This is a genomic window from Trinickia violacea, from assembly GCF_005280735.1.
Classification (GTDB): Bacteria; Pseudomonadota; Gammaproteobacteria; order Burkholderiales; family Burkholderiaceae; genus Trinickia_A; species Trinickia_A violacea.
Map to the genome: position 1 here is coordinate 3,382,552 of NZ_CP040078.1, position 18,964 is coordinate 3,401,515.

At 63.1% G+C, this 18,964-nt stretch carries 15 protein-coding genes and 1 tRNA gene; 5 read left to right on the plus strand and 11 right to left on the minus strand.

Features of this window, described 5'->3' with window-relative positions; all coding sequences use genetic code 11:
• Nucleotides 1–1,345 precede the first annotated feature (1,345 nt).
• Nucleotides 1,346–1,963: an Arm DNA-binding domain-containing protein gene (locus tag FAZ95_RS37340; protein WP_137337307.1), complete on the plus strand. Its 618-nt coding sequence runs from the start codon at nucleotides 1,346–1,348 to the stop codon at nucleotides 1,961–1,963.
• Nucleotides 1,964–1,997: 34 nt separating this feature from the next.
• Complete coding sequence (locus FAZ95_RS40830; protein ID WP_367873062.1) at nucleotides 1,998–2,201, plus strand: site-specific integrase; 204 nt, start codon at nucleotides 1,998–2,000, stop codon at nucleotides 2,199–2,201.
• Between the two features lie 24 nt (nucleotides 2,202–2,225).
• On the opposite strand, the gene FAZ95_RS37350 is transcribed toward FAZ95_RS40830, so the two are convergent.
• From FAZ95_RS37350 to FAZ95_RS37375, 6 genes are all read right to left on the minus strand, one after another.
• A tRNA-Ile gene (locus tag FAZ95_RS37350) sits at nucleotides 2,226–2,301 on the minus strand.
• A gap of 253 nt (nucleotides 2,302–2,554) precedes the next feature.
• Entirely contained in the window at nucleotides 2,555–4,996 is a 2,442-nt protein-coding gene (gene rpoD, locus FAZ95_RS37355; RefSeq protein ID WP_137337309.1) for an RNA polymerase sigma factor RpoD, read from the minus strand.
• Between the two features lie 78 nt (nucleotides 4,997–5,074).
• On the minus strand, nucleotides 5,075–6,955 hold the full coding sequence (dnaG, locus tag FAZ95_RS37360) for a DNA primase (protein WP_137337310.1): 1,881 nt from the start codon (nucleotides 6,953–6,955) through the stop codon (nucleotides 5,075–5,077).
• Between the two features lie 176 nt (nucleotides 6,956–7,131).
• The gene (locus FAZ95_RS37365) at nucleotides 7,132–7,578 is read right to left on the minus strand and encodes a GatB/YqeY domain-containing protein (protein ID WP_137337311.1); all 447 of its coding nucleotides are present in this window, start codon (nucleotides 7,576–7,578) and stop codon (nucleotides 7,132–7,134) included.
• Nucleotides 7,579–7,762: 184 nt separating this feature from the next.
• Nucleotides 7,763–7,975, minus strand: coding sequence for a 30S ribosomal protein S21 (gene rpsU, locus FAZ95_RS37370; protein ID WP_018439737.1), 213 nt, complete (start codon nucleotides 7,973–7,975; stop codon nucleotides 7,763–7,765).
• A gap of 70 nt (nucleotides 7,976–8,045) precedes the next feature.
• Nucleotides 8,046–9,263 carry a BaiN/RdsA family NAD(P)/FAD-dependent oxidoreductase gene (locus tag FAZ95_RS37375; protein WP_254700197.1) on the minus strand — a complete coding sequence of 406 codons (1,218 nt, stop codon included), beginning with the start codon at nucleotides 9,261–9,263 and terminating at the stop codon, nucleotides 8,046–8,048.
• Between the two features lie 134 nt (nucleotides 9,264–9,397).
• Here FAZ95_RS37375 and tsaD point away from each other — a divergent pair, with 134 nt between their 5' ends.
• Nucleotides 9,398–10,423 carry a tRNA (adenosine(37)-N6)-threonylcarbamoyltransferase complex transferase subunit TsaD gene (tsaD, locus tag FAZ95_RS37380; protein WP_137337313.1) on the plus strand — a complete coding sequence of 342 codons (1,026 nt, stop codon included), beginning with the start codon at nucleotides 9,398–9,400 and terminating at the stop codon, nucleotides 10,421–10,423.
• Nucleotides 10,424–10,496: 73 nt separating this feature from the next.
• On the opposite strand, the gene FAZ95_RS37385 is transcribed toward tsaD, so the two are convergent.
• The 4 genes from FAZ95_RS37385 to FAZ95_RS37400 form a co-directional block, all read right to left on the minus strand.
• Nucleotides 10,497–11,558 (minus strand): porin, encoded by a 1,062-nt coding sequence (locus FAZ95_RS37385; protein ID WP_437437770.1) that lies wholly within the window; start codon nucleotides 11,556–11,558, stop codon nucleotides 10,497–10,499.
• A gap of 59 nt (nucleotides 11,559–11,617) precedes the next feature.
• Nucleotides 11,618–12,694, minus strand: coding sequence for an ABC transporter ATP-binding protein (locus tag FAZ95_RS37390; RefSeq protein ID WP_137337315.1), 1,077 nt, complete (start codon nucleotides 12,692–12,694; stop codon nucleotides 11,618–11,620).
• Nucleotides 12,687–14,474 carry an ABC transporter permease gene (locus FAZ95_RS37395; protein WP_137337316.1) on the minus strand — a complete coding sequence of 596 codons (1,788 nt, stop codon included), beginning with the start codon at nucleotides 14,472–14,474 and terminating at the stop codon, nucleotides 12,687–12,689. The genes FAZ95_RS37390 and FAZ95_RS37395 overlap by 8 nt, the downstream gene beginning before the upstream one ends.
• 168 nt (nucleotides 14,475–14,642) lie before the next feature.
• Complete coding sequence (locus FAZ95_RS37400; RefSeq protein WP_137337798.1) at nucleotides 14,643–15,758, minus strand: ABC transporter substrate-binding protein; 1,116 nt, start codon at nucleotides 15,756–15,758, stop codon at nucleotides 14,643–14,645.
• Between the two features lie 149 nt (nucleotides 15,759–15,907).
• On the opposite strand from FAZ95_RS37400, the gene FAZ95_RS37405 reads away from it, so the two are divergent.
• Both FAZ95_RS37405 and FAZ95_RS37410 read left to right on the plus strand, forming a co-directional pair.
• Nucleotides 15,908–16,630 (plus strand): response regulator, encoded by a 723-nt coding sequence (locus tag FAZ95_RS37405; RefSeq protein ID WP_137337317.1) that lies wholly within the window; start codon nucleotides 15,908–15,910, stop codon nucleotides 16,628–16,630.
• Complete coding sequence (locus FAZ95_RS37410; RefSeq protein WP_137337318.1) at nucleotides 16,627–18,036, plus strand: sensor histidine kinase; 1,410 nt, start codon at nucleotides 16,627–16,629, stop codon at nucleotides 18,034–18,036. Before FAZ95_RS37405 ends, FAZ95_RS37410 begins: the two co-directional genes overlap by 4 nt.
• Before the next feature lie 95 nt (nucleotides 18,037–18,131).
• Here FAZ95_RS37410 and folE2 read toward each other — a convergent pair whose 3' ends face one another.
• A complete protein-coding gene (gene folE2 / locus FAZ95_RS37415) occupies nucleotides 18,132–18,950 on the minus strand; it encodes a GTP cyclohydrolase FolE2 (RefSeq protein ID WP_137337319.1) in 819 nt (272 codons plus the stop codon).
• Between the last annotated feature and the right edge of the window lie 14 nt (nucleotides 18,951–18,964).

Genomic DNA, 18,964 nt, shown 5'->3' on the forward strand with positions numbered 1-18,964 from the left:
CGATGGTCGAATTTCGTGGTCAGCCTTCCTATCGGACCATTGGACACCGCAAGCATCGATCATCTCAAACCCAAGCTCTTGACATATCCCACTCGATCGTCAATCAGCCGGCTGGAACCTTGTAGACACGGCGTTTTCGCCCTGCCGTCTATCGACGATACCATCATCGATACCGACATCCTGGCCCAGCAAGGTCCAGGCAAATCCCGTCCGTGCCGTGATTGCTGCTCCGAGCCGACTCTGAGAGAACCCGTTTGGAACTGCCGCGCAGACACAATCCCCCCTCGGCGGCGCGGACGACTGAACGCTCGCATCCAGATATCAAAGTCGGAGTGCTACCGCGCAAAACCACGGGCAACGGCGGAGTTAATCCCCACAACGCGTCATTTGGATTCGACGCAGAGCGATGTCGAGGCAAATGCCATGCATATCGCCAATCGCGATTCCAACGCCGCTAACGTCACGATTGCGCGGAAGCAGGCCCGTTTAAGTCCTGATCTCATGGCACCGTAGCGCGCTGCGCCTCGGCCGAAACCCGTCCTCTCCTCTTGCTCCTGGTATTATCCGAAAGGTCGTTTACCGGGGCGCAGCCGTCGTTCACCTCGATTCCCATCCGACAAGTCATCGGCCTTATGCGAAGCTTTCCATAAGGCCGATTACCCGCCAAATATTGTTGGCTGAGAAGAGTCCGCTGTCTGGCGTAGAGCCGCAACGGCATAACGACGTCCCACGGTACGAGGTGGCCGTCTCCACCGCTACGAGCCTCTCCAGCGCCGATCCGGTTAAGCCGGACAAACTTCCGGGCAGCAGCCCCCCGATGGCCCCCCGGGACCCGCATTCAGAGCAATGAAACACGGATTCGGCTTGGTCGGCCCGGCCAGTACCACCATATGATCAGGGAGTTTGGATTTGATGGCCTGCGAACCCCAGCCACGCGTACGGTCGATGAACGCGTTCATCCGCGCTTCGACGGCCTCGGGCGAGTCGTCAATGCTTCGGCGATCGGGCCGTCGAACCGCGCGTTGGATAGCTTTCATGCTTGATTTCCTATAAGAAGCTGAACAAGGCGCCCGAACTGAGCCGAGCACTGCGCAAACTGCGCGCATTCTTTGCAGGCTACGCGAACTCGTGAATTGCTGCCTGCAATACCTTCTCGACATCGGGATCCTGCATCAGTTGGCGGCTTGTCGAACGACCGAAGTTGGCCTGCACTACGGAACGCGTGCCGGCCCCGACAAATGTAGTTTTCAACTCGTCTTGGATGACTGATCGGTCTGCCGCACTTTGGCTCTCCCCACAAACGTAGTCCTGGTCAAGCCACTCGAAACTGTGTCGGGAGGAGAACATGGCACGCAAGGGTGATGGGGTCGAGGTTCGCGAAAAGTCCATCCGACTAAGCTTCATACTGGATGGAATACCGCAGCGGCAAACGCTGATGGTCAATGGCAGGCCGATGCCGCCGACGCCGGCGAACCTTCGCTATGCTCACCGGCTCGCCGGTGAAATTCGCGACCGGATTCGACACGGCACGTTCAGTATGGCTGACTATTTTCCGCGCTCGGGGGGCACAACCTCCTCTTCTGTCAAGGAGTGGCTCGACACGTGGCTCGCCGCATTGCGTGTGGCGGCCTCGACGCGGGCCGGGTACTGCGCCGCGCTGCGTTTTTGGGAGACGGTCGCTTGCGACAGGCACCAAACGAAGCCGATGGGTGCGACCCCGCTGCGCAGCCTCAAGCATAGTCACATTCTCACCGCGATTGCGAATCGACCTGATCTGAGCGGTAAGACGATCAACAATTACCTGTCGGTGCTGCGTACGGCACTCGACCTCGCCGTGAAGGACAAGCTGATCTTCGAGAACCCGGCTAAAGACATTGCGCCGGCCAAGCATCAGAAAGCCCCCCCAGACCCCTTTTCGCGCGTCGAGTCGGACGCCTTCCTCGCCGAGTTCGCACGCGCCTAAGCGGCTCGGCATCCGCTACCGGCGTCCGTACAACATGCGTCACAGCTACGCGACGGCGATGCTGATGGCCGGCATGACCCCCGCGTTTTGCGCGAAACAACTGGGACACAGCGTCGAGATGTTCCTGACGACGTATTCGAAATGGATCGACGGGGAGCAGAACGAGATGGAGATGGCGCGACTCGAATCCGCGCTTTCTTCCCCGAATCTTCCCCAGACGGAGCGCAATGCGGGATAACGCATTGATCTAGCGGGAAGATTTTGGTGGGCCCGGTGGGTTTCGAACCCACGACCAATCGATTATGAGTCGACTGCTCTAACCCCTGAGCTACAGGCCCTACATAAAAACGCACTGCGTTGCGTGAAACCCGAGTAATGCTCTGCATGGGGCCGGAGTAAGTGCTGAAGCACTAACTCCGGCCGACACGCTAAAGCGCCAACTCGGGCCCACACAAAAAAGACCCGGTGTATTAGGCCGGGTCCGGCACTACGATTGACTGCATGATTCGATCATCGGCGCGGATCGGACGCGAAGCTTCGCCTAAAACCGCTTCGCCGTGCGTCGAATCTTGCGCTTCATGCCGCCTTGGATCAATTGCCTTCGAGGAACGACTTGAGCTTGTCCGAGCGGCTCGGGTGACGCAGCTTGCGCAGCGCCTTCGCTTCGATCTGGCGAATCCGCTCACGCGTCACGTCGAACTGCTTGCCGACTTCCTCGAGCGTGTGATCGGTGCTCATCTCGATGCCGAAGCGCATGCGCAGCACCTTCGCTTCACGCGGCGTCAGCGAATCAAGCACGTCCTTCACGACATCGCGCATGCTCGCGTGCAACGCGGCATCCGACGGCGCAACCGTGTTCGTATCCTCGATGAAGTCGCCCAGATGGGAATCGTCGTCGTCGCCGATCGGCGTTTCCATCGAGATCGGCTCCTTCGCGATCTTCATGATCTTGCGGATCTTGTCTTCCGGCATCTCCATCTTTTCGGCGAGCGTTGCCGGATCCGGCTCGAGACCGGTTTCCTGCAGGATCTGACGCGAGATGCGGTTCATCTTGTTGATCGTTTCGATCATGTGAACCGGAATCCGGATCGTGCGCGCCTGGTCCGCGATCGAACGCGTGATGGCCTGACGGATCCACCACGTCGCATACGTCGAGAACTTGTAGCCGCGGCGATATTCGAACTTGTCCACCGCCTTCATCAGACCGATGTTGCCTTCCTGGATCAGATCGAGGAACTGCAGACCGCGGTTCGTGTACTTCTTCGCGATCGAGATCACGAGACGCAGGTTCGCCTCGGTCATCTCGCGCTTCGCCTGACGCGCCTTCAGCTCGCCGGCGGCCATCTGGCGATTGGTTTCCTTCAGGTCCTTGAGCGGCAGCACGACACGCGCCTGCAGATCGAGCAGGCGTTGCTGCTGTTCGCGGATCGCCGGAATGTTGCGCGACAGGATCGCGCTATACGAATGGCTCTCGCCGACGATCTTTTCCGACCAGTCGAGATCCGTTTCGTTGCCCGGGAAACGCGCGATGAATTCCGCACGCGGCATGCCGCACTTGTCGACCACCGTATGCAGGATCTGACGCTCGACCTGACGCACTTCGTCCACTTGCGCGCGCAGCGTATCGCACAGGCGCTCGACGGTACGCGCGGTGAAGCGGATCGACATCAGCTCTTCCTGAATCGTCTCTTGCGCCTTCAGGTAAGCCTTCGACTTGTAGCCTTCCTTCTCGAACGCGCGGCGCATCTTGTCGAACCACTCGCTGATGAGCGCGAACTTCTCGAGCGACGTCCGCTTCAAGGCTTCGAGTTGAGCGGCGTTGGCCGTCGCTTGCGCGGTGCCGTCGTCCTCCTCCTCTTCTTCCTCTTCCTCCTCTTCGGCGTCCTCTGCTTCGCTCTCGATCGCTTCGGCTTCCTGAGCCGAGAAGCCGTCGGTATCTTCGGCGTTCGGATCGATCAGGCCGTCGACGAGTTCATCGATGCGGATTTCCTCGTTCGCAACACGCTCGGCCATCGCAAGGATGTCGGCGATCGTGGTCGGGCACGCGGAGATGGCCATCACCATGTGCTTCAAGCCGTCTTCGATGCGCTTCGCGATTTCGATTTCGCCTTCGCGCGTGAGCAGCTCGACCGTGCCCATTTCACGCATGTACATGCGGACGGGATCGGTGGTGCGGCCGAATTCGGAATCGACCGTCGACAGCGCGACTTCGGCTTCCTCTTCGACTTCATCGTCCGACGACGCGGCGGGCGCGTTGTCGTTCAGGAGCAGCGTTTCGGCATCGGGGGCCTGTTCGTAGACCGCCACGCCCATGTCGTTGAACGTGCTGATGATGCCTTCGATCGCTTCGGTCTCCGCGAAGTTATCGGGGAGGTGGTCGTTGATTTCCGCGTACGTGAGGAACCCGCGCTCCTTGCCGAGCTTGATGAGCGCGCGCAGCTTCGAGCGGCGCTCTTCGAGTTCCTCGGCCGTGCCCGGCTGCGTCGACGCAAAAGCGTCCTTCAGGAGCGCTTTTTCCTTCGCGCGACGATCGCGTGCCTTGGCCTTTTCGCCTTTGCCCGGAGCGGCTTGCTGCTCTTCGCCCTGGGTTGCGTCGTCATCGACGGATACTTCGTTCAGCTTTTTCGTCATGGAGTTCGCCGTACCGGCAATAGTCTCGACTCGCGGCTGCTGGACTTCAGCCGTTTGAACCGTGGATACTGGAGTGTCGCTGGCTGCCGAATCGTCCGGCATGGCAGCCGCGCCCCTTACGCTTTTCAAACTCGCCCGCTTCGCAGAGGGTTTCACCTCCGGCTTCGGGGCCGTCCTCGTTGCTTTGGCGGCCTTGGCCACCGTTGCAGGGGCCGCTCGTGCTGCCGGCGCGGTCGAGGACTTTTTCGTCGCAGGGCTCGCTACGCTGGCAACGGGCGATCTCCTGGCGGAAGAAGTTGCGGACCTGGCCTTTGTGACCTTATTGGTCGGCTCCATTGAGCCCACTGTGCCTTTGTCCGCCGCTTTTTTCCCACCCGCAGTTACGCCTGTCGTCTTTGCCATCGCGAATCTCGCCTTTGCTTAGAAAACAAACCGCTGAAAACCTTTTATTATAGCACGTCGGTTCCAGCCCTTCCCGAGTCACAACCCGAGCTGACGCTTCATGTCAGCCCGCCTCTGGTTCAAATCTGCAAACTCCGCAATCTCTTCGGGGGTGAACTTCGACTGCCGAGACAAGCGCTCGAGCCGCTCGCAGCAGGCGTCGTAGCGCATCTTGAGAATCGCCGCCTGAAACTCTTCCCCCGCGATACGCTCGCGCTCGCGGTGCTGTTCGATGACGGTCTCGTCTTCCGGGTTCTGCAGCAACAGATCCCGTACGTTTTCATCATAGACCAGAATTTCCCGAAAAATTTCTTCGAAAGTGGGCGCATTTGCCGACTCTCGGAGGAGATCTGACAACAGCCGGAACTCGGCCGCATCGCCCAGTGCGCGGGCGTGCACGATCACTTCCTCGAACAATTCGGCATGGCGGGCGCTCGTCAGGAGCGCTTGTTCGCTTTCCTCATCGAGCCCGGCGACGATCCGCGGATGCATCACCAGATTGCGCAACGCGCGCTCCTCGCTGCCGGTCACGCGGCGCCGCTCGCTCTTGGCAGGCGCCTTGCGTGCGGGCGCGGCGATCCGCGTATCGACCTCGCACAACGCCGCCACTTCGTCGAACGGAATATCGAGGCGGTCCGCGAACATGTGCATGATCTGCGCGCGCAGCGCGTTCGGCGGCAGCGCCTGCAAGAGCGGCTTCGCATCGAACAGCGCTTTCGCGCGGCCTTCGGGCGTATCGAGCTCCTTTCCGACCAGCACCTCGTTCAACATGAACTGCGACAGCGGCATCGCGTGCTCGACCTGCTCCGAGAACGCGTCGGCGCCGAACTCGCGCACGTAGCTGTCCGGATCGTGCTCGGACGGCAGGAACAGGAACCGGATCGTGCGGTTATCGGCGGCGTGCGGCAGGCAGGCATCCATCGCGCGACGCGCGGCGCGCCGGCCCGCGGCGTCGCCGTCGAAGCTGAAAATGACCGTGTCCGTCTGGCGCAGCAGTTTCTGCACATGAATCGGCGTGCAAGCCGTGCCGAGCGTCGCCACCGCGTTCGGAAACCCCAGCTGCGCGAGCGCCACGACGTCCATGTAGCCTTCGACCACCAGCACGTAATGCGACTCGCGAATCGCCAGACGCGCTTCGAAAAGCCCGTACAACTCGCTGCCTTTGTTAAATAGTGGCGTTTCCGGCGAATTCAAATATTTCGGCTCGCCGCCGTCGAGCACCCGCCCGCCGAAGCCGATCACCTGCCCCTTTACATTGCGGATCGGGAACATGATCCGCTCGCGGAATCGGTCGTAGCGGCGCGCGACGCCCTGTGCGTCGGTCTTCTCGCTGACGATCACGAGCCCGGATTCGACGAGCGAATCGTCCCGATAGTCGGGAAAGACGGATTCGAGGTTCTGCCAGCCATCGGGCGCATAGCCCAGCCCGAAGCGCGCTGCGATCTCACCTGTGAGACCGCGTTTTTTCAGGTACTGGATCGCATTCGGCGCACCGCGCAACTGCTTGCGGTAGTAGTCGCAAGCCTGCTGCATCACGTCCGAGAGCGCGGTCGTCACGGCTTTCGAGACCGCGGGCACAAAGCCTTCGCCGCCCCCGCCGAACTTTCCGCCGCCACGCATCGGCGACGGCTCTTGCGGGACGGTCAACCCCACGGACTGCGCCAGCTCGTTCACCGCTTCCGGAAACGTGAGCCCGGCGTGCTCCATCAGAAAGCCGATCGCGGTGCCATGCGCGCCGCATCCGAAGCAGTGATAAAACTGCTTAGTCGGGCTAACCGTGAACGACGGGCTCTTCTCGTTGTGAAACGGGCAGAGCCCCATGAAATTCGCGCCACCCTTCTTCAACTGCACATACCGGCCGACCACGTCGACGATATCGACGCGGTTCAGCAGGTCCTGAAGGAATGAATGCGGAATCACGGTTGGCTGGCGAACTTTGAACGAACAGGCTTCGCGACCTCATCGGCAAGCAGGTCGCTTGGGCACGCCGCAAGGCGTGCTGCAAGACGTACCGCACAACGTGCCGGGGGAACGGAGCGATTCAACGTGTGACTGACGCGTGACGATGGCGCGACACCAATGCGTAAACGCGCGAATTACTTCGCGAGCGCCGCTTTGACGAGCGCGGACACCGCTGTCATATCGGCGCGGCCGGCGAGCTTGCCCTTGAGCACGCCCATTACCTTGCCCATGTCCTGCGGACCGGCGGCGCCCGTCTGAGCGACCGCCGCCTGCACTTCCGCCGCGATTTCGGCATCGGAAAGCTGCTCCGGCATATACGCAGCCAGCACGGCGAGCTCCGCGCTTTCCTGACCGACGAGATCGGCCCGGCCCGCCGCTTCGAACTGGGCGATCGAATCCTTGCGTTGCTTGATCATCTTGTCGATGACGGCGGTAACGGCGGCGTCGTCGAGCGTAATCCGCTCATCGACTTCGCGTTGCTTGATCGCCGCGAGCAGCAGCCGGATCGTGCCGAGACGCTCGGTCTCGCGCGCCCGCATGGCTGCTTTCATATCGTCGTTGATGCGATCCTTCAGACTCATCTTTCACCTGGATGCGTTGGTGTGGTTAAGGCCCCGGCGGCCTGGCAGGCATGAACACAAAAACCCGCTTGGGACGTTTCCTCAAGCGGGTTTGCGCGGCATGCCGCACGTGACATGTGGTCAAGGCATGGCGCGGGTTCGCCAGACGCACGCGCCGCCTGAAAATCGGCGGCGCGCAACAAAATCAATAGAACTTCTTCGGCAGCATCTGGCTGCGCAGGCGCTTGAAGTGGCGCTTCACTGCGGCAGCCTTCTTGCGCTTGCGCTCAGCCGTAGGCTTTTCGTAAAACTCGCGCGCACGAAGTTCGGTCAAGAGACCGTTCTTTTCGATCGTGCGCTTGAAGCGGCGCATCGCGACTTCAAAGGGCTCGTTTTCTTTTACGCGGATGATCGTCATTTTTCAATAACGGGAGCTTTCCAAAGGTGGTGGAGTATAGCAGACCTTTGACATAAGTATACGGGCGTTGTCAAGCGCTCCGGACATAATCGGCTGAGGCCTGCCCAGCCGCGACGCCAGACGCCCACGCCCACTGGAAGTTGTAGCCGCCGAGCCAGCCCGTCACGTCGACGGCCTCGCCGATGAAATACAACCCCGGCACGCGCTCGCTCATCATCGTCGCCGACGACAATTCGCGCGTATCGACGCCGCCCTTCGTCACCTCGGCCTTTTTGTAGCCCTCGGTGCCGTTCGGGGTGAGCGTCCAGCGCTTGAGCGCCTCACCGATCCGGCGCAGCGTCTTGTCCGGCAGATCGGCGATGCGCGCCTCGACGGGAACGCCGTGGGTTTCGAGCCAGACGTGCGCCAGGCGCGCCGGCACCCATTCGGCCAGCAAGCTGCCGACCTGGCGCTTGGTGCCTGTCTTCGCCTCGATCAGATCGGCGGTCGCGTCGCGCTCGGGCAGCAGGTCGACGCAAATCGGCTCACCCGGCTTCCAATAGCTCGAAATCTGCAGCACGCCAGGTCCCGACAAGCCGCGATGGGTGAGCAGAAGATCTTCGACGAACTCACCGCCAGTCTTTTTCTGCCCCGTCGCCAAGGCGACCTCGAGCGAGACGCCGGAAAGCGGCACGAACGGCGCCCATTCGTCAGTCGAAAAGGTCAGCGGGACGAGCGCGGGACGCGTGTCGACGAGCTTGTGGCCGAATTGCTTCGCGAGGCGGTAGGCGAAATCGGTGGCGCCGATCTTCGGGATCGACAAGCCGCCCGTGGCGACGACGAGCGCGCGGGCGCCGATCGGCCCCGCGTTGGTGTCGAGTGCGAAGCCGTCGGCGTCTTGGTGGCGCACGGCGTCGACCGCGACCGGCCGGCGCCACGCAATCCGCCCCGTGTCGCACTCGGCTTTGAGCATATCGATGACCGACTCGCTCGAATGGTCGCAGAAGAGCTGCCCGCGATGCTTTTCGTGCCACGTGACGCGATGTCGCTTCAACAAGGCCAGAAAATCGCGCGGCGTATAGCGCGCGAGCGCGGAGCGGCAGAAATGCGGATTGGCCGACAGGTAGTTCGCCGGGCCTGCCTGCAGGTTCGTGAAGTTGCAGCGCCCGCCGCCCGAAATGCGGATTTTCTCGGCGAGCCGCGGCGAATGGTCGATCAGCACGACGCGCCGCCCCAACTGTCCGGCGACCGCCGCGCACATCATGCCGGCCGCGCCGGCGCCAATCACCGCTATATCGAAAGATTCCATGGCGCGCATTGTACCCGCGCCGCCTGCGGGACCCGTGGCCGCACTGGTATACTTTCAGGCTTGCCTAATAGCCCTTCTACGGCTGGCCCAACGTCCCTTCTTGGCGTTTTTCCACGCCGCTCGCAATACAAACCATGCTTGTTCTCGGCATCGAAAGCTCCTGCGACGAAACCGGCCTCGCGCTCTACGACACCGAGCGCGGCCTGCTCGCCCACGCGCTGCACTCGCAGATCGCCATGCACCGCGAATACGGCGGCGTGGTGCCGGAGCTGGCTTCGCGCGACCATATCCGCCGCGCGCTGCCGCTGCTCGAAGAGGTGCTCGCGCGCGCCGATGCGACCCGCTCGGACATCGATGCAATCGCATTCACGCAAGGGCCCGGGCTCGCGGGCGCGCTGCTGGTCGGCGCGAGCATCGCGAACGCGCTCGCCATGGCTTGGGACAAACCCACCATCGGCATCCATCACCTCGAAGGTCACTTGCTGTCGCCGCTGCTCGTCGACGCGCCTCCGCCCTTTCCGTTCGTCGCGCTGCTCGTGTCCGGCGGCCATACGCAGTTGATGCGCGTGACCGACGTCGGTGTCTACGAAACGCTCGGCGAAACGCTCGACGATGCGGCCGGCGAAGCCTTCGACAAGACCGCGAAGCTGCTCGGGCTCGGCTATCCGGGCGGCCCGGAAGTGTCGCGCCTCGCGGAGTTCGGCACGCCGGGCGCGGTCGCGCTGCCGCGTCCGATGCTGCATTCGGGCGACCTCGATTTCAGCTTCAGCGGCCTGAAGACCGCCGTGCTCACGCACATGAAGAAGCTCGGATCGAACGTCTGCGAGCAGGCGAAAGCGGATCTTGCGCGCGGCTTCGTCGATGCGGCCGTCGACGTGCTTGCAGCCAAGTCGCTCGCCGCGCTCAAGAAGACGAAGCTCAAGCGCCTCGTCGTCGCGGGCGGCGTCGGGGCAAACCGGCAATTGCGCGAGGCGCTTTCGGCGGCGTCGAAACAGCGCGGCTTCGACGTGCACTACCCGGATCTCGCGCTTTGCACCGACAACGGCGCAATGATCGCGCTTGCAGGCGCGCTGCGGCTCGCACGCTGGCCCGCCCAGGCAAACCGCGAATATGCGTTCACGGTGAAGCCGCGCTGGGATCTGGCTTCGCTCGCGCGGTAACGCGCGTGAGCCAGTACACACGCGCTAACGGCTGAAACGCGGCGGCCATCCCGAACGCTCGCCGCCCGCCCCCTTAGAACCGATGTTGCACGCCAGCCGTCACGCCTAGCTGCGTGTCGGCGAAACCGGTCATGTCTCGCGACACGCTCACCGCCTGATCGTTGCCCGCTATCGCGTAACCGCCCGCGAGATACAGCGCCGTGCGCTTGGACAACGCATAGTGCGTGCGCAGCGAGAACAGAGTCGGATCGGTATCGTTCGCCCCGTGGATGTTCTGGTGATAGACCGCGCCGATCAACGTGAAGCTCGGCGTGAACGCATACGAACCACCAAGCCAGTACATGTCGCTCAATTGCTTCGGGGCGTTCGTCGTAAATGCGCGCCGATAGTTGCGATAGCCCGCCATCGCTTTGGCCGCGCCGAAGTCGTAGCTGAGGCCCGCGTGGATGCCCCGGATGGAGTCGGTCGTATCGGCGGGCGACAGGCTCTTGCCCGCGCCGCGTTGCAGGTCGAACGTCGCGACCGCCGCGAATGGCCCGCTGCCGTACCCGATGCCGACGTCGTACTTCGAATTCGCTCTGAAATCGCCGGCGACGTTGCCAAACCCGAACGTGCCGCCAAACTTGAAACCGCCGAACTCGCCGTCATACCGCACAGCGTTCGACGAGCGCGTGAACATCGCATCCTTACGGCCGCCCGTCGCCGTCGACGAGGTCGCCCACGAATAGTTTTGCGCGTAGCCCATCGGGTCGAACGGCAGCAGATAGTCGTAGGTCGTCGTGTACATCCGGCCTAGCGTCAGTTGGCCGAAGCGGCTTGCCAAACCTACCGTCGCACGGCGGCCGAAGATCGCGTCGGCGCCGTCGTCAAGCCTGCCGTCCCCGACATTGAACCCGTTTTCGAGCTGGAATATGGCTTTGAGCCCGCCCCCCAGATCCTCGACGCCGCGCAGCCCCCAACGCGACGTGTTCTTCGCGCCCGAAACGAAGCGCGTCAAGCCGCCGTCGACGCTCGCGTGGTTCACGTATTCGATGCCCGCATCGACGATGCCGTAAAGCGTCACACTCGATTGCGCACTGGCGAAGCCTGCGCATGAAAACCCGGCAATCGCCAGCGTCGTTTTATAAGCTTTCATATATGTACTCCTCATTAATATGGATACGACGCGCAGCGCTCGATGGCGCTGCGACAACCTCAACAGGCCATTTCCTCCACGGCAAACGCCCAGCAGTCCTCGGCGGGCAATTCGATCCAATGAGGCTCCAGCGCCTTCTGCCGGTTTCCGAACGCGCGGAAGCGCAGCTCCCCGCAATGAAACAGATACTCCCAGCGATCGCCGAGATAGACGGCTGCAACGAGGTCCGCCATCACGCGATTGGCTCCCGGGCCGTCGGCCAGCTTCACACGCTCGAGCCGGATAACCGCTTGCGCGGCCTGCCCCGTCTGCAGCGGCGTGTGTGCGCGCGCTTCCAACTGCCAGCCGTCGCCGACGAGCGTGACGCGCTTGCCCGCGATGGAAGCCACGACGCCGTCGATGCAGTTGTTGCTCCCCATGAATTCCGCCGCATAGAGCGAACGCGGCGCGCCGTACAGCTCAGCGGGTGTGCCCTCCTGCTCGATACGTCCGTTGCGCAAGAGCAGGATGCGGTCGGACATCGCCATCGCCTCGGTCTGATCATGTGTGACGCACAACGCCGCGAGCTCCAGCGACACGATCAGCTCGCGCAGCCACGCTCTCGCCTCTTCGCGCAGCTTCGCATCGAGATTCGAAAGCGGTTCGTCGAGCAGAATCACCGGCGGGTTGTAGACGAGTGCGCGCGCAATCGCCACGCGCTGCTGCTGCCCGCCCGAAAGCTGATACGGATACCGCTCGGCCAGATGCGCGAGACCGAGTTGTTCGAGCGCGCGCATGACGCGGCGCTCCTGCTCGTCGCGTGCGACATGGCGCAGCGCGAGACCGTAGCCGACGTTCGCCGCGACGGTGCGGTGGGGCCACAGCGCATACGACTGAAACACGAGCCCGAGCGAGCGCTGCTCGACTGGCAGATCGATGCCCGAAGCGCCGTCGAAAAACACGGTGTCGTCGAGCCGGATGCGCCCGCTCGACGGCTGTTCGAGCCCCGCGACCGAACGCAGCACCGTGGTCTTGCCGCTGCCGGATGCGCCGAGCAGCGATACCACCTCGCCCGCCTTCAATTCGAACGACACCCCGTTGAGGATCGGATTCGCGCCATAGGAGAGGCAGAGGTTTTCGACAGAGAGCTTATCCATTCAACTTGACTCCGAAACGCAAGGCGACGCCGAGGCCGGCTGCGACCATCGCGATATTGACAACGGAAAGGGCAGCGACCTGATCGACCGCGCCGGTCGCCCACAGCGACACGAGCAGCGAGCCGATCACCTCGGTGCCGGGCGAGAGCAGGTAGACGGCCGTCGAGTACTCGCGCTCGAAGATCATGAAGATCAAGAGCCACGCGGCGAGCAACCCGAAGCGCACGAGCGGCAGCGTGACATCGAGGCTCGTGCGGCTTCTCGACGCGCCGACGCTGCGCGCCGCTTCTTCAAGATCCGGGCCGACTTGCAGCAGCGCGCTTTGAATGAGCCGCATGCCGTAGGCGAGCCAGACGACCGAATACGCGATCCAGATGCTCCACATCGAGTTCTTGAGCTCCTTCAAAAACGGCACGAACAGAAAGAGCCACAGGAATGCAAGACCGGCGAGAAGGCCGGGCACGGCGCGCGGCAGCAGCACGATGTAGTCGATCAGCTTGGCGCCCCAATCGCCGCGGCGGTGCCCCGCGAACGCCACGAGCGCATAGAAACCGACCGCAAGCGCGCCGCCGATCACGCCGATGCCAAGCGTGTTCACGATGGCCCGCACGAGGTTGTCCTGCTCGAACAGCTCGACGAAGTTCGAGAGCGTCAGCGCTTCGGCAAGCGACACACCCATGCCCCAGTGCTTGACGACGGAACGCAAAACGATGCCCGAGATCGGCACGATCACGGTCAAGAACAGCCAGCACGCGACGATCGCGAGCGCAACCCAGCGCCAGACACCGAGCGGCAGCACCGTCTGCCGTCCGGCCTTGCCCTTGACGGTCACAAACTTGTTCGCGCTTTTGAGCAGATGCCGTTGCAGCAGCACGAGCGGGAACGTCACGGCGACGATGCACATCGCGACGGCCGCCATCAGGTGATACGACGGCACGCCGAGCTTGTTCGTGAGCTTGTACAAATAAGTCGCGAGCACGAAGTGCCCTTCCGGATCGCCAAGCACGAGCGGCAAGCCGAACACTTCGAAGCCGAGAAAGAACACGAGCACGCCGGAAAAGAGCAGCGACGGCATCGTCATCGGCAGGCTGACATCGAGCGCCACGCGGAACGGCCGCGCGCCGGCCACGCGCGCCGCTTCCTCGACGTCGGAGCCCAGATTGCGCAGCGCCGCCGCCGAATACAGGTAGACGTGCGGCACATGCGTGAGCCCGACGATGACCGTAATCGCGAACACCGAATACACCGTCCACGGCGCCTCTGGTACGCCGAACCACTCCTGCCACCAGACCGAAAAGAAGCCGACCGGGCCCGCAGCGATCACATATCCGAACGCAAGCACCATCGGCGACACGAAGACCGGCGTGAGCAGCAGCGGCTCGAGCCAGCGGCAGCCAGGCAGATCCGTGCGCGTCATCAGGAACGCGAGGACGCCGCCGAGCGGAATCGAAATGAGCAGCATGCCGCTCGCGATGATCAGCGAGTTCCTCGCGGCCTCCCAGAAGTCGGGATCGCTGAAGATGAAGCGATAGCCGTCGATGCCGAAGGTTTTGTTCGCGTCGAAGAACGGCGCGGACAGCACGCTCTGCAGCACGATGAACGACAGCGGCAACAGCACGGCCGTGGCCAACACGGCGATGACGAGCCAGCGAAACAGCACCGCGAGACCGCGCCACGCGGGATCGGGCAGGCGCTGCACGGAATGGCTGCGGACAGCCTGGCCCGCTTGCGCGAGCGAGCGCAAGAGCGGCGGTTTGCTGTCCGCCTTGGTTGAAAGCATGAGTGTCTCCCTACGTCCCGGCGGGGACGTTTGTCGATTGCTGAAAATGGGAAGCGAATGATCGGGCGGCGAGGGTTCAGCCGCCCGATGGAATTGGCCGCGCTTGACTCGGCGCTAAACCCGCAGGCCGTCACGTAGCACGTCAAACAGCGCCCGAGCGGCCCGCCTTCAACCGCGGATGGACTGCCGCCACTGCTTCAGAAACTCGAGACGCTTCTGCTGATCGAGGTAGACAAGCAAGCCCGTGCCGATCGGGATCGGCTTCAGCGAATCGCCGAGCTGTTTTTGCAGCGCGCTCATCGAGTTCTCGCCGCCGACGTCCTCGCGAATCGGAAACAGGTTGGCTTGTTCCGCAAGCAGCGTCTGCCCGCGCTTCGACAACAAGTAGTCGACCCACAGACGCGCCGCATTCGGGTTCGCCGACGACTTCGAAATCGTGACGAGACGGCTCGCGACCTGGGTGTAGTCCTTCGGATAGAGGTAGCCCATCGACGGATCTTTCTTGGCCTTGGCGGACGCATACGAGGCGAAGATGTTGTAGCCGATCAGGTTCTCGCCCGACGAAATCCGCTCCATCATCGCGCCCGCGCTCGACTGCAGCTTCGGGTGGCTTGCGCCCATGGCGCGCACCAGATCCCAGGTGACTTGCGGATTGATGCGGACATCCTGCGTCAGATAGTTGAAACCGGCCCCGGACTTTTCGATGTCGTACATCGTGACCTTGCCCTTGAACTTCTGCGGCTGCGACTGCAACAGCTTGATGAATTCGGCCCGCGTTTGCGGCACTTCGCCGGGCGGCAGCAGGCGCTTGTTGTAGACGATCGCCACAGGCTCGTAGTTCGTGCTGTAGACCTGCTTCTGGTATTGCGCCCACTGGGGCAGGGCGCCCGCTTCAGGTGACGCATAGCTCGCCATCAGGCCATCGTTGACGAGCTTCACCTGGAGATCCATCGCCGTGCTCCACAGCACGTCGCCGCTTTTACTTTTGGCGGCCGTCTCGCTGATGAAGCGGTTGTAGATCTCGGTGCTGTTCATGTTGCTGTACTCGACCTTGACGCCGTAGAGCGCTTCGAAGTCCTTGATAAGACCGCGCACAAGCACGGTATCCGTCGTCGAGTAGACGATCAGTTGACCTTCCTTTTTCGCAGCGTCGATGGTTTCCTGATAGGCGGCCGGATATCGGGCAGGCACTTGCGCCTGCACGGGGACGGCCAAAAGCAGCGCGCTCGCCGCCACGAGCGGCGCCAAGCGGGCGCGTGCGTTGAACGGCGCCTTCGAATTCATCTTGGCTTGCATCATCTCCCTCCAGAAATTGTTATCTCGTACAAGGGAAATCATGATACTTTCCGATAGCTTTCTATTCGCTTTCCAAATTATTTAGAGATCGAGGAAAGCCCTTGTTTTCGCTAAGTAATTTCCCTTAGGACGGGTCCATGCGCGTTTTGCTTGTCGAAGACAATCCCGTTCTTGCTCGCGCGCTTGACGACGCGCTCGCCAATGCGCGCTTCGCGGTCGACTGCATGTCCGACGGCGAGGCCGCCGATCACGTGCTCCGCACCCAGGACTACGCGCTCGTCATCCTCGACATCGGACTGCCGAAGCTGGACGGCCTCGAAGTGCTGAGACGGCTGCGGCAGCGGCGCAACCCCGTGCCGGTGCTGATCCTCACCGCGCACGATGCGGTCGAAGACCGCGTGCGCGGCCTCGATCTCGGCGCGGACGACTATCTCGGCAAGCCCGTCGAGCTCGTCGAACTCGAAGCGCGCGCCCGAGCGCTGATCCGGCGCAGCCACGGGCACGACAGCGCGCACATCCGCGTGGGGCCGCTCGAATTCGACAGCGTCGCGCGCACGTTCACGCTCGCGGGCGAGCCACTCGCGCTGACACCGCGCGAGCGCGCCGTGCTCGAAGTGCTGACCCTGCGCAACGGGCGTGCGATCAACAAAGAGGCGCTATCGGAAAAGATTTACGGGCTCGCCGAGTCGGTCAATCCCGACGTGATCGAGCTCTACGTCCACCGCCTGCGCAAGAAGCTCGAAGGCAGCCGCGCGGCGATCACGACGCTGCGCGGGCTCGGCTATCTGCTCGAAGCCAAGGAAGACGGCCCGCGCGGACGCGATTGCCGACGCGCCGAAGGAAATCCGCCCGGGCGATGAAGAAGCTCAATCTGCGCGCGCAGGTGACACTGTGGCTGCTGCTGCCGCTCCTCGCGCTGCTCGTGTTCGACGCGTGGCTCACCTATCAGCGGGCAATGAGCGCCGCCCATGCCGCGTTCGACCGCACGCTCGACGTCTCGCTGCGCGCGATCCGCGACGGCATCCGGCTGCGCGATGGCGAGATCGAGGTCGATCTGCCCTATCTCGCGCTCGAAATGTTCGAGTCGGATGCGGGCGGCAAGATCTACTACGTGATTCGCGACGAAACGGGGCTCGCGGTGACCGGCTATCAGGACTTGCCGCTGCCTGCCGAGCGCGACGCCACGGGACACGGCCCGCGCTTTTTCAACGCGACCTACCGCGAGCAGTCGTTGCGCATGGCCGTGCTGAGGGTGGCGGTGCACGACGTGCCGAGCGCGCAGACGCGTTTCGTCTGGGTGCTCGTCGGCGAAACGATCGAGCCGCGCGAGGCGCTCGCGCGCGACATCCTGATCGGCTCACTGGTGCAGGAAGTGCTCTTGACCGCGCTTGCCATCGCCATTGTGTGGCTCGGCGTGGGCCTCGGGCTGCGTCCGCTCAAGCGCTTCTCGGCCACGGTCTCGAGCCGCTCGGACGGCGACCCGGCACCGCTCGACAACACCGATTTGCCGAGCGAAGTCGCGCCGCTCGTCGAGTCGATCAATCAATACATCGGGCGCATGCAGCAGATGCAGACCGCGCGCCGCCGCTTCTTCGCCGATGCCGCCCATCAGCTGAAGACGCCGCTCGCCGTCATTCAGGCCGAATCCGAGCTGGCCATGTGCGAATCCGCGCCGCCCGGCGTCGAACGGCACTTGCGCCGCCTGAACGGCGCCGTGCGGCACGCGGGCAAGGCCGTGCAGCAATTGCTGTCGCTCTCGCGGCTCGATACCGATTGCGCCTACGTCGCGACGCTCGCCGGCGTGCCGCTGCACCAGGTCGCGCGCAGCGCGACGCTCGATTGGTCGCCGGTGGCGCGCGCCCGCGGCATCGATTTGGGTTTGGAACAGGAGGTGAAGGTCCACGTGCTCGGGCGCGCCGATCTGCTCGTCGAGTTGATCGGCAATCTGATCGACAACGCCATCCGCTACGCCGGCGACGGCTCGGTGATCACGGTACGTGTCGGCTGCGATATCGCCGGGCGGCCGTCGCTCGCGGTCATCGACGACGGTCCCGGCATCTCGCCCGCGGAGCGCGACGCGGTGTTCGAGCGTTTCTATCGCGGCACGGCTTCGCAAGCGGCGGACGGCAATGGGCTCGGGCTCTCGATCGTGCGTGAGATTGCACGCGTGCATCGCGCACAGGCCTCGATCGACACGACGCCAGGCGGCGGGGCCACGGTTATCGTGACGTTTCCTTCGATGACCGAAGGCGGCGAGCCGGCTTGACGCGCCGTCCAGACGCACGAAGGGGCGCCTTCCAGGCGCCCCTTCGTCACTGCTGCTGCCGAGCCGTCAAAGCAACGGCGATACAGGCCGTCGACTCACACTCCATCGACCGCATCGCGCTTGTCATGCTCGATGACCGCATACGCGCTGTGATTGTGGATCGATTCGAAGTTCTCGGCTTCGAGCACATACGCGACGACGCGCCCGTCCTGATTCAGACGCTGCGCCACATCGCGCACGAGATCTTCGACGAACTTAGGATTCTCGTAGGCGCGCTCCGTCACGAACTTCTCGTCTGGGCGCTTCAACAGCCCCCATAGCTCGCACGACGCCTCTTCCTCAGCGATCCGAATCAGTTCCTCGACCGGCAGATCGCCCGCCAGCTCAGCGTTGATCGTCACGTGCGAGCGCTGATTGTGCGCGCCGTATTGCGAGATCTTCTTCGAGCACGGGCACAGGCTCGTCACCGGCACGAGCACGCGCAAGAACAGGCGCGTCGCACCGTTGCGCGTGTCGCCCGTGAGCGTGACTTCGTAATCGAGCAGGCTCTTCACGCCCGACACCGGCGCGATCTTGTTCACGAAGTACGGAAACGTCACTTCGATGCGGCCGGCCTTCGCCTCGAGCTTCTCGAGCATCGACGCGAGCATCGCGCGGAACGTCGCCGGTTCGAGCGGCGCCTTGTTTTCCTCGAGCAGCGCGACGAAGCGCGACATGTGCGTGCCCTTTTGCTCGGCCGGCAGATGCACGTCGAGATTCCACGTGCCGACCGTCGGCTGGATCTCACCGTCGGCCGCCCTCACGGTGAGCGGATGGCGCACCGCCTTGACGCCGACCCGCTGAATCGCGATCTGGCGAGTGTCGACCGTGCTTTGCACATCGGGCATCACAAAGGCGGGGTTCATCTGATTCATCTTGTTCTGTCCTG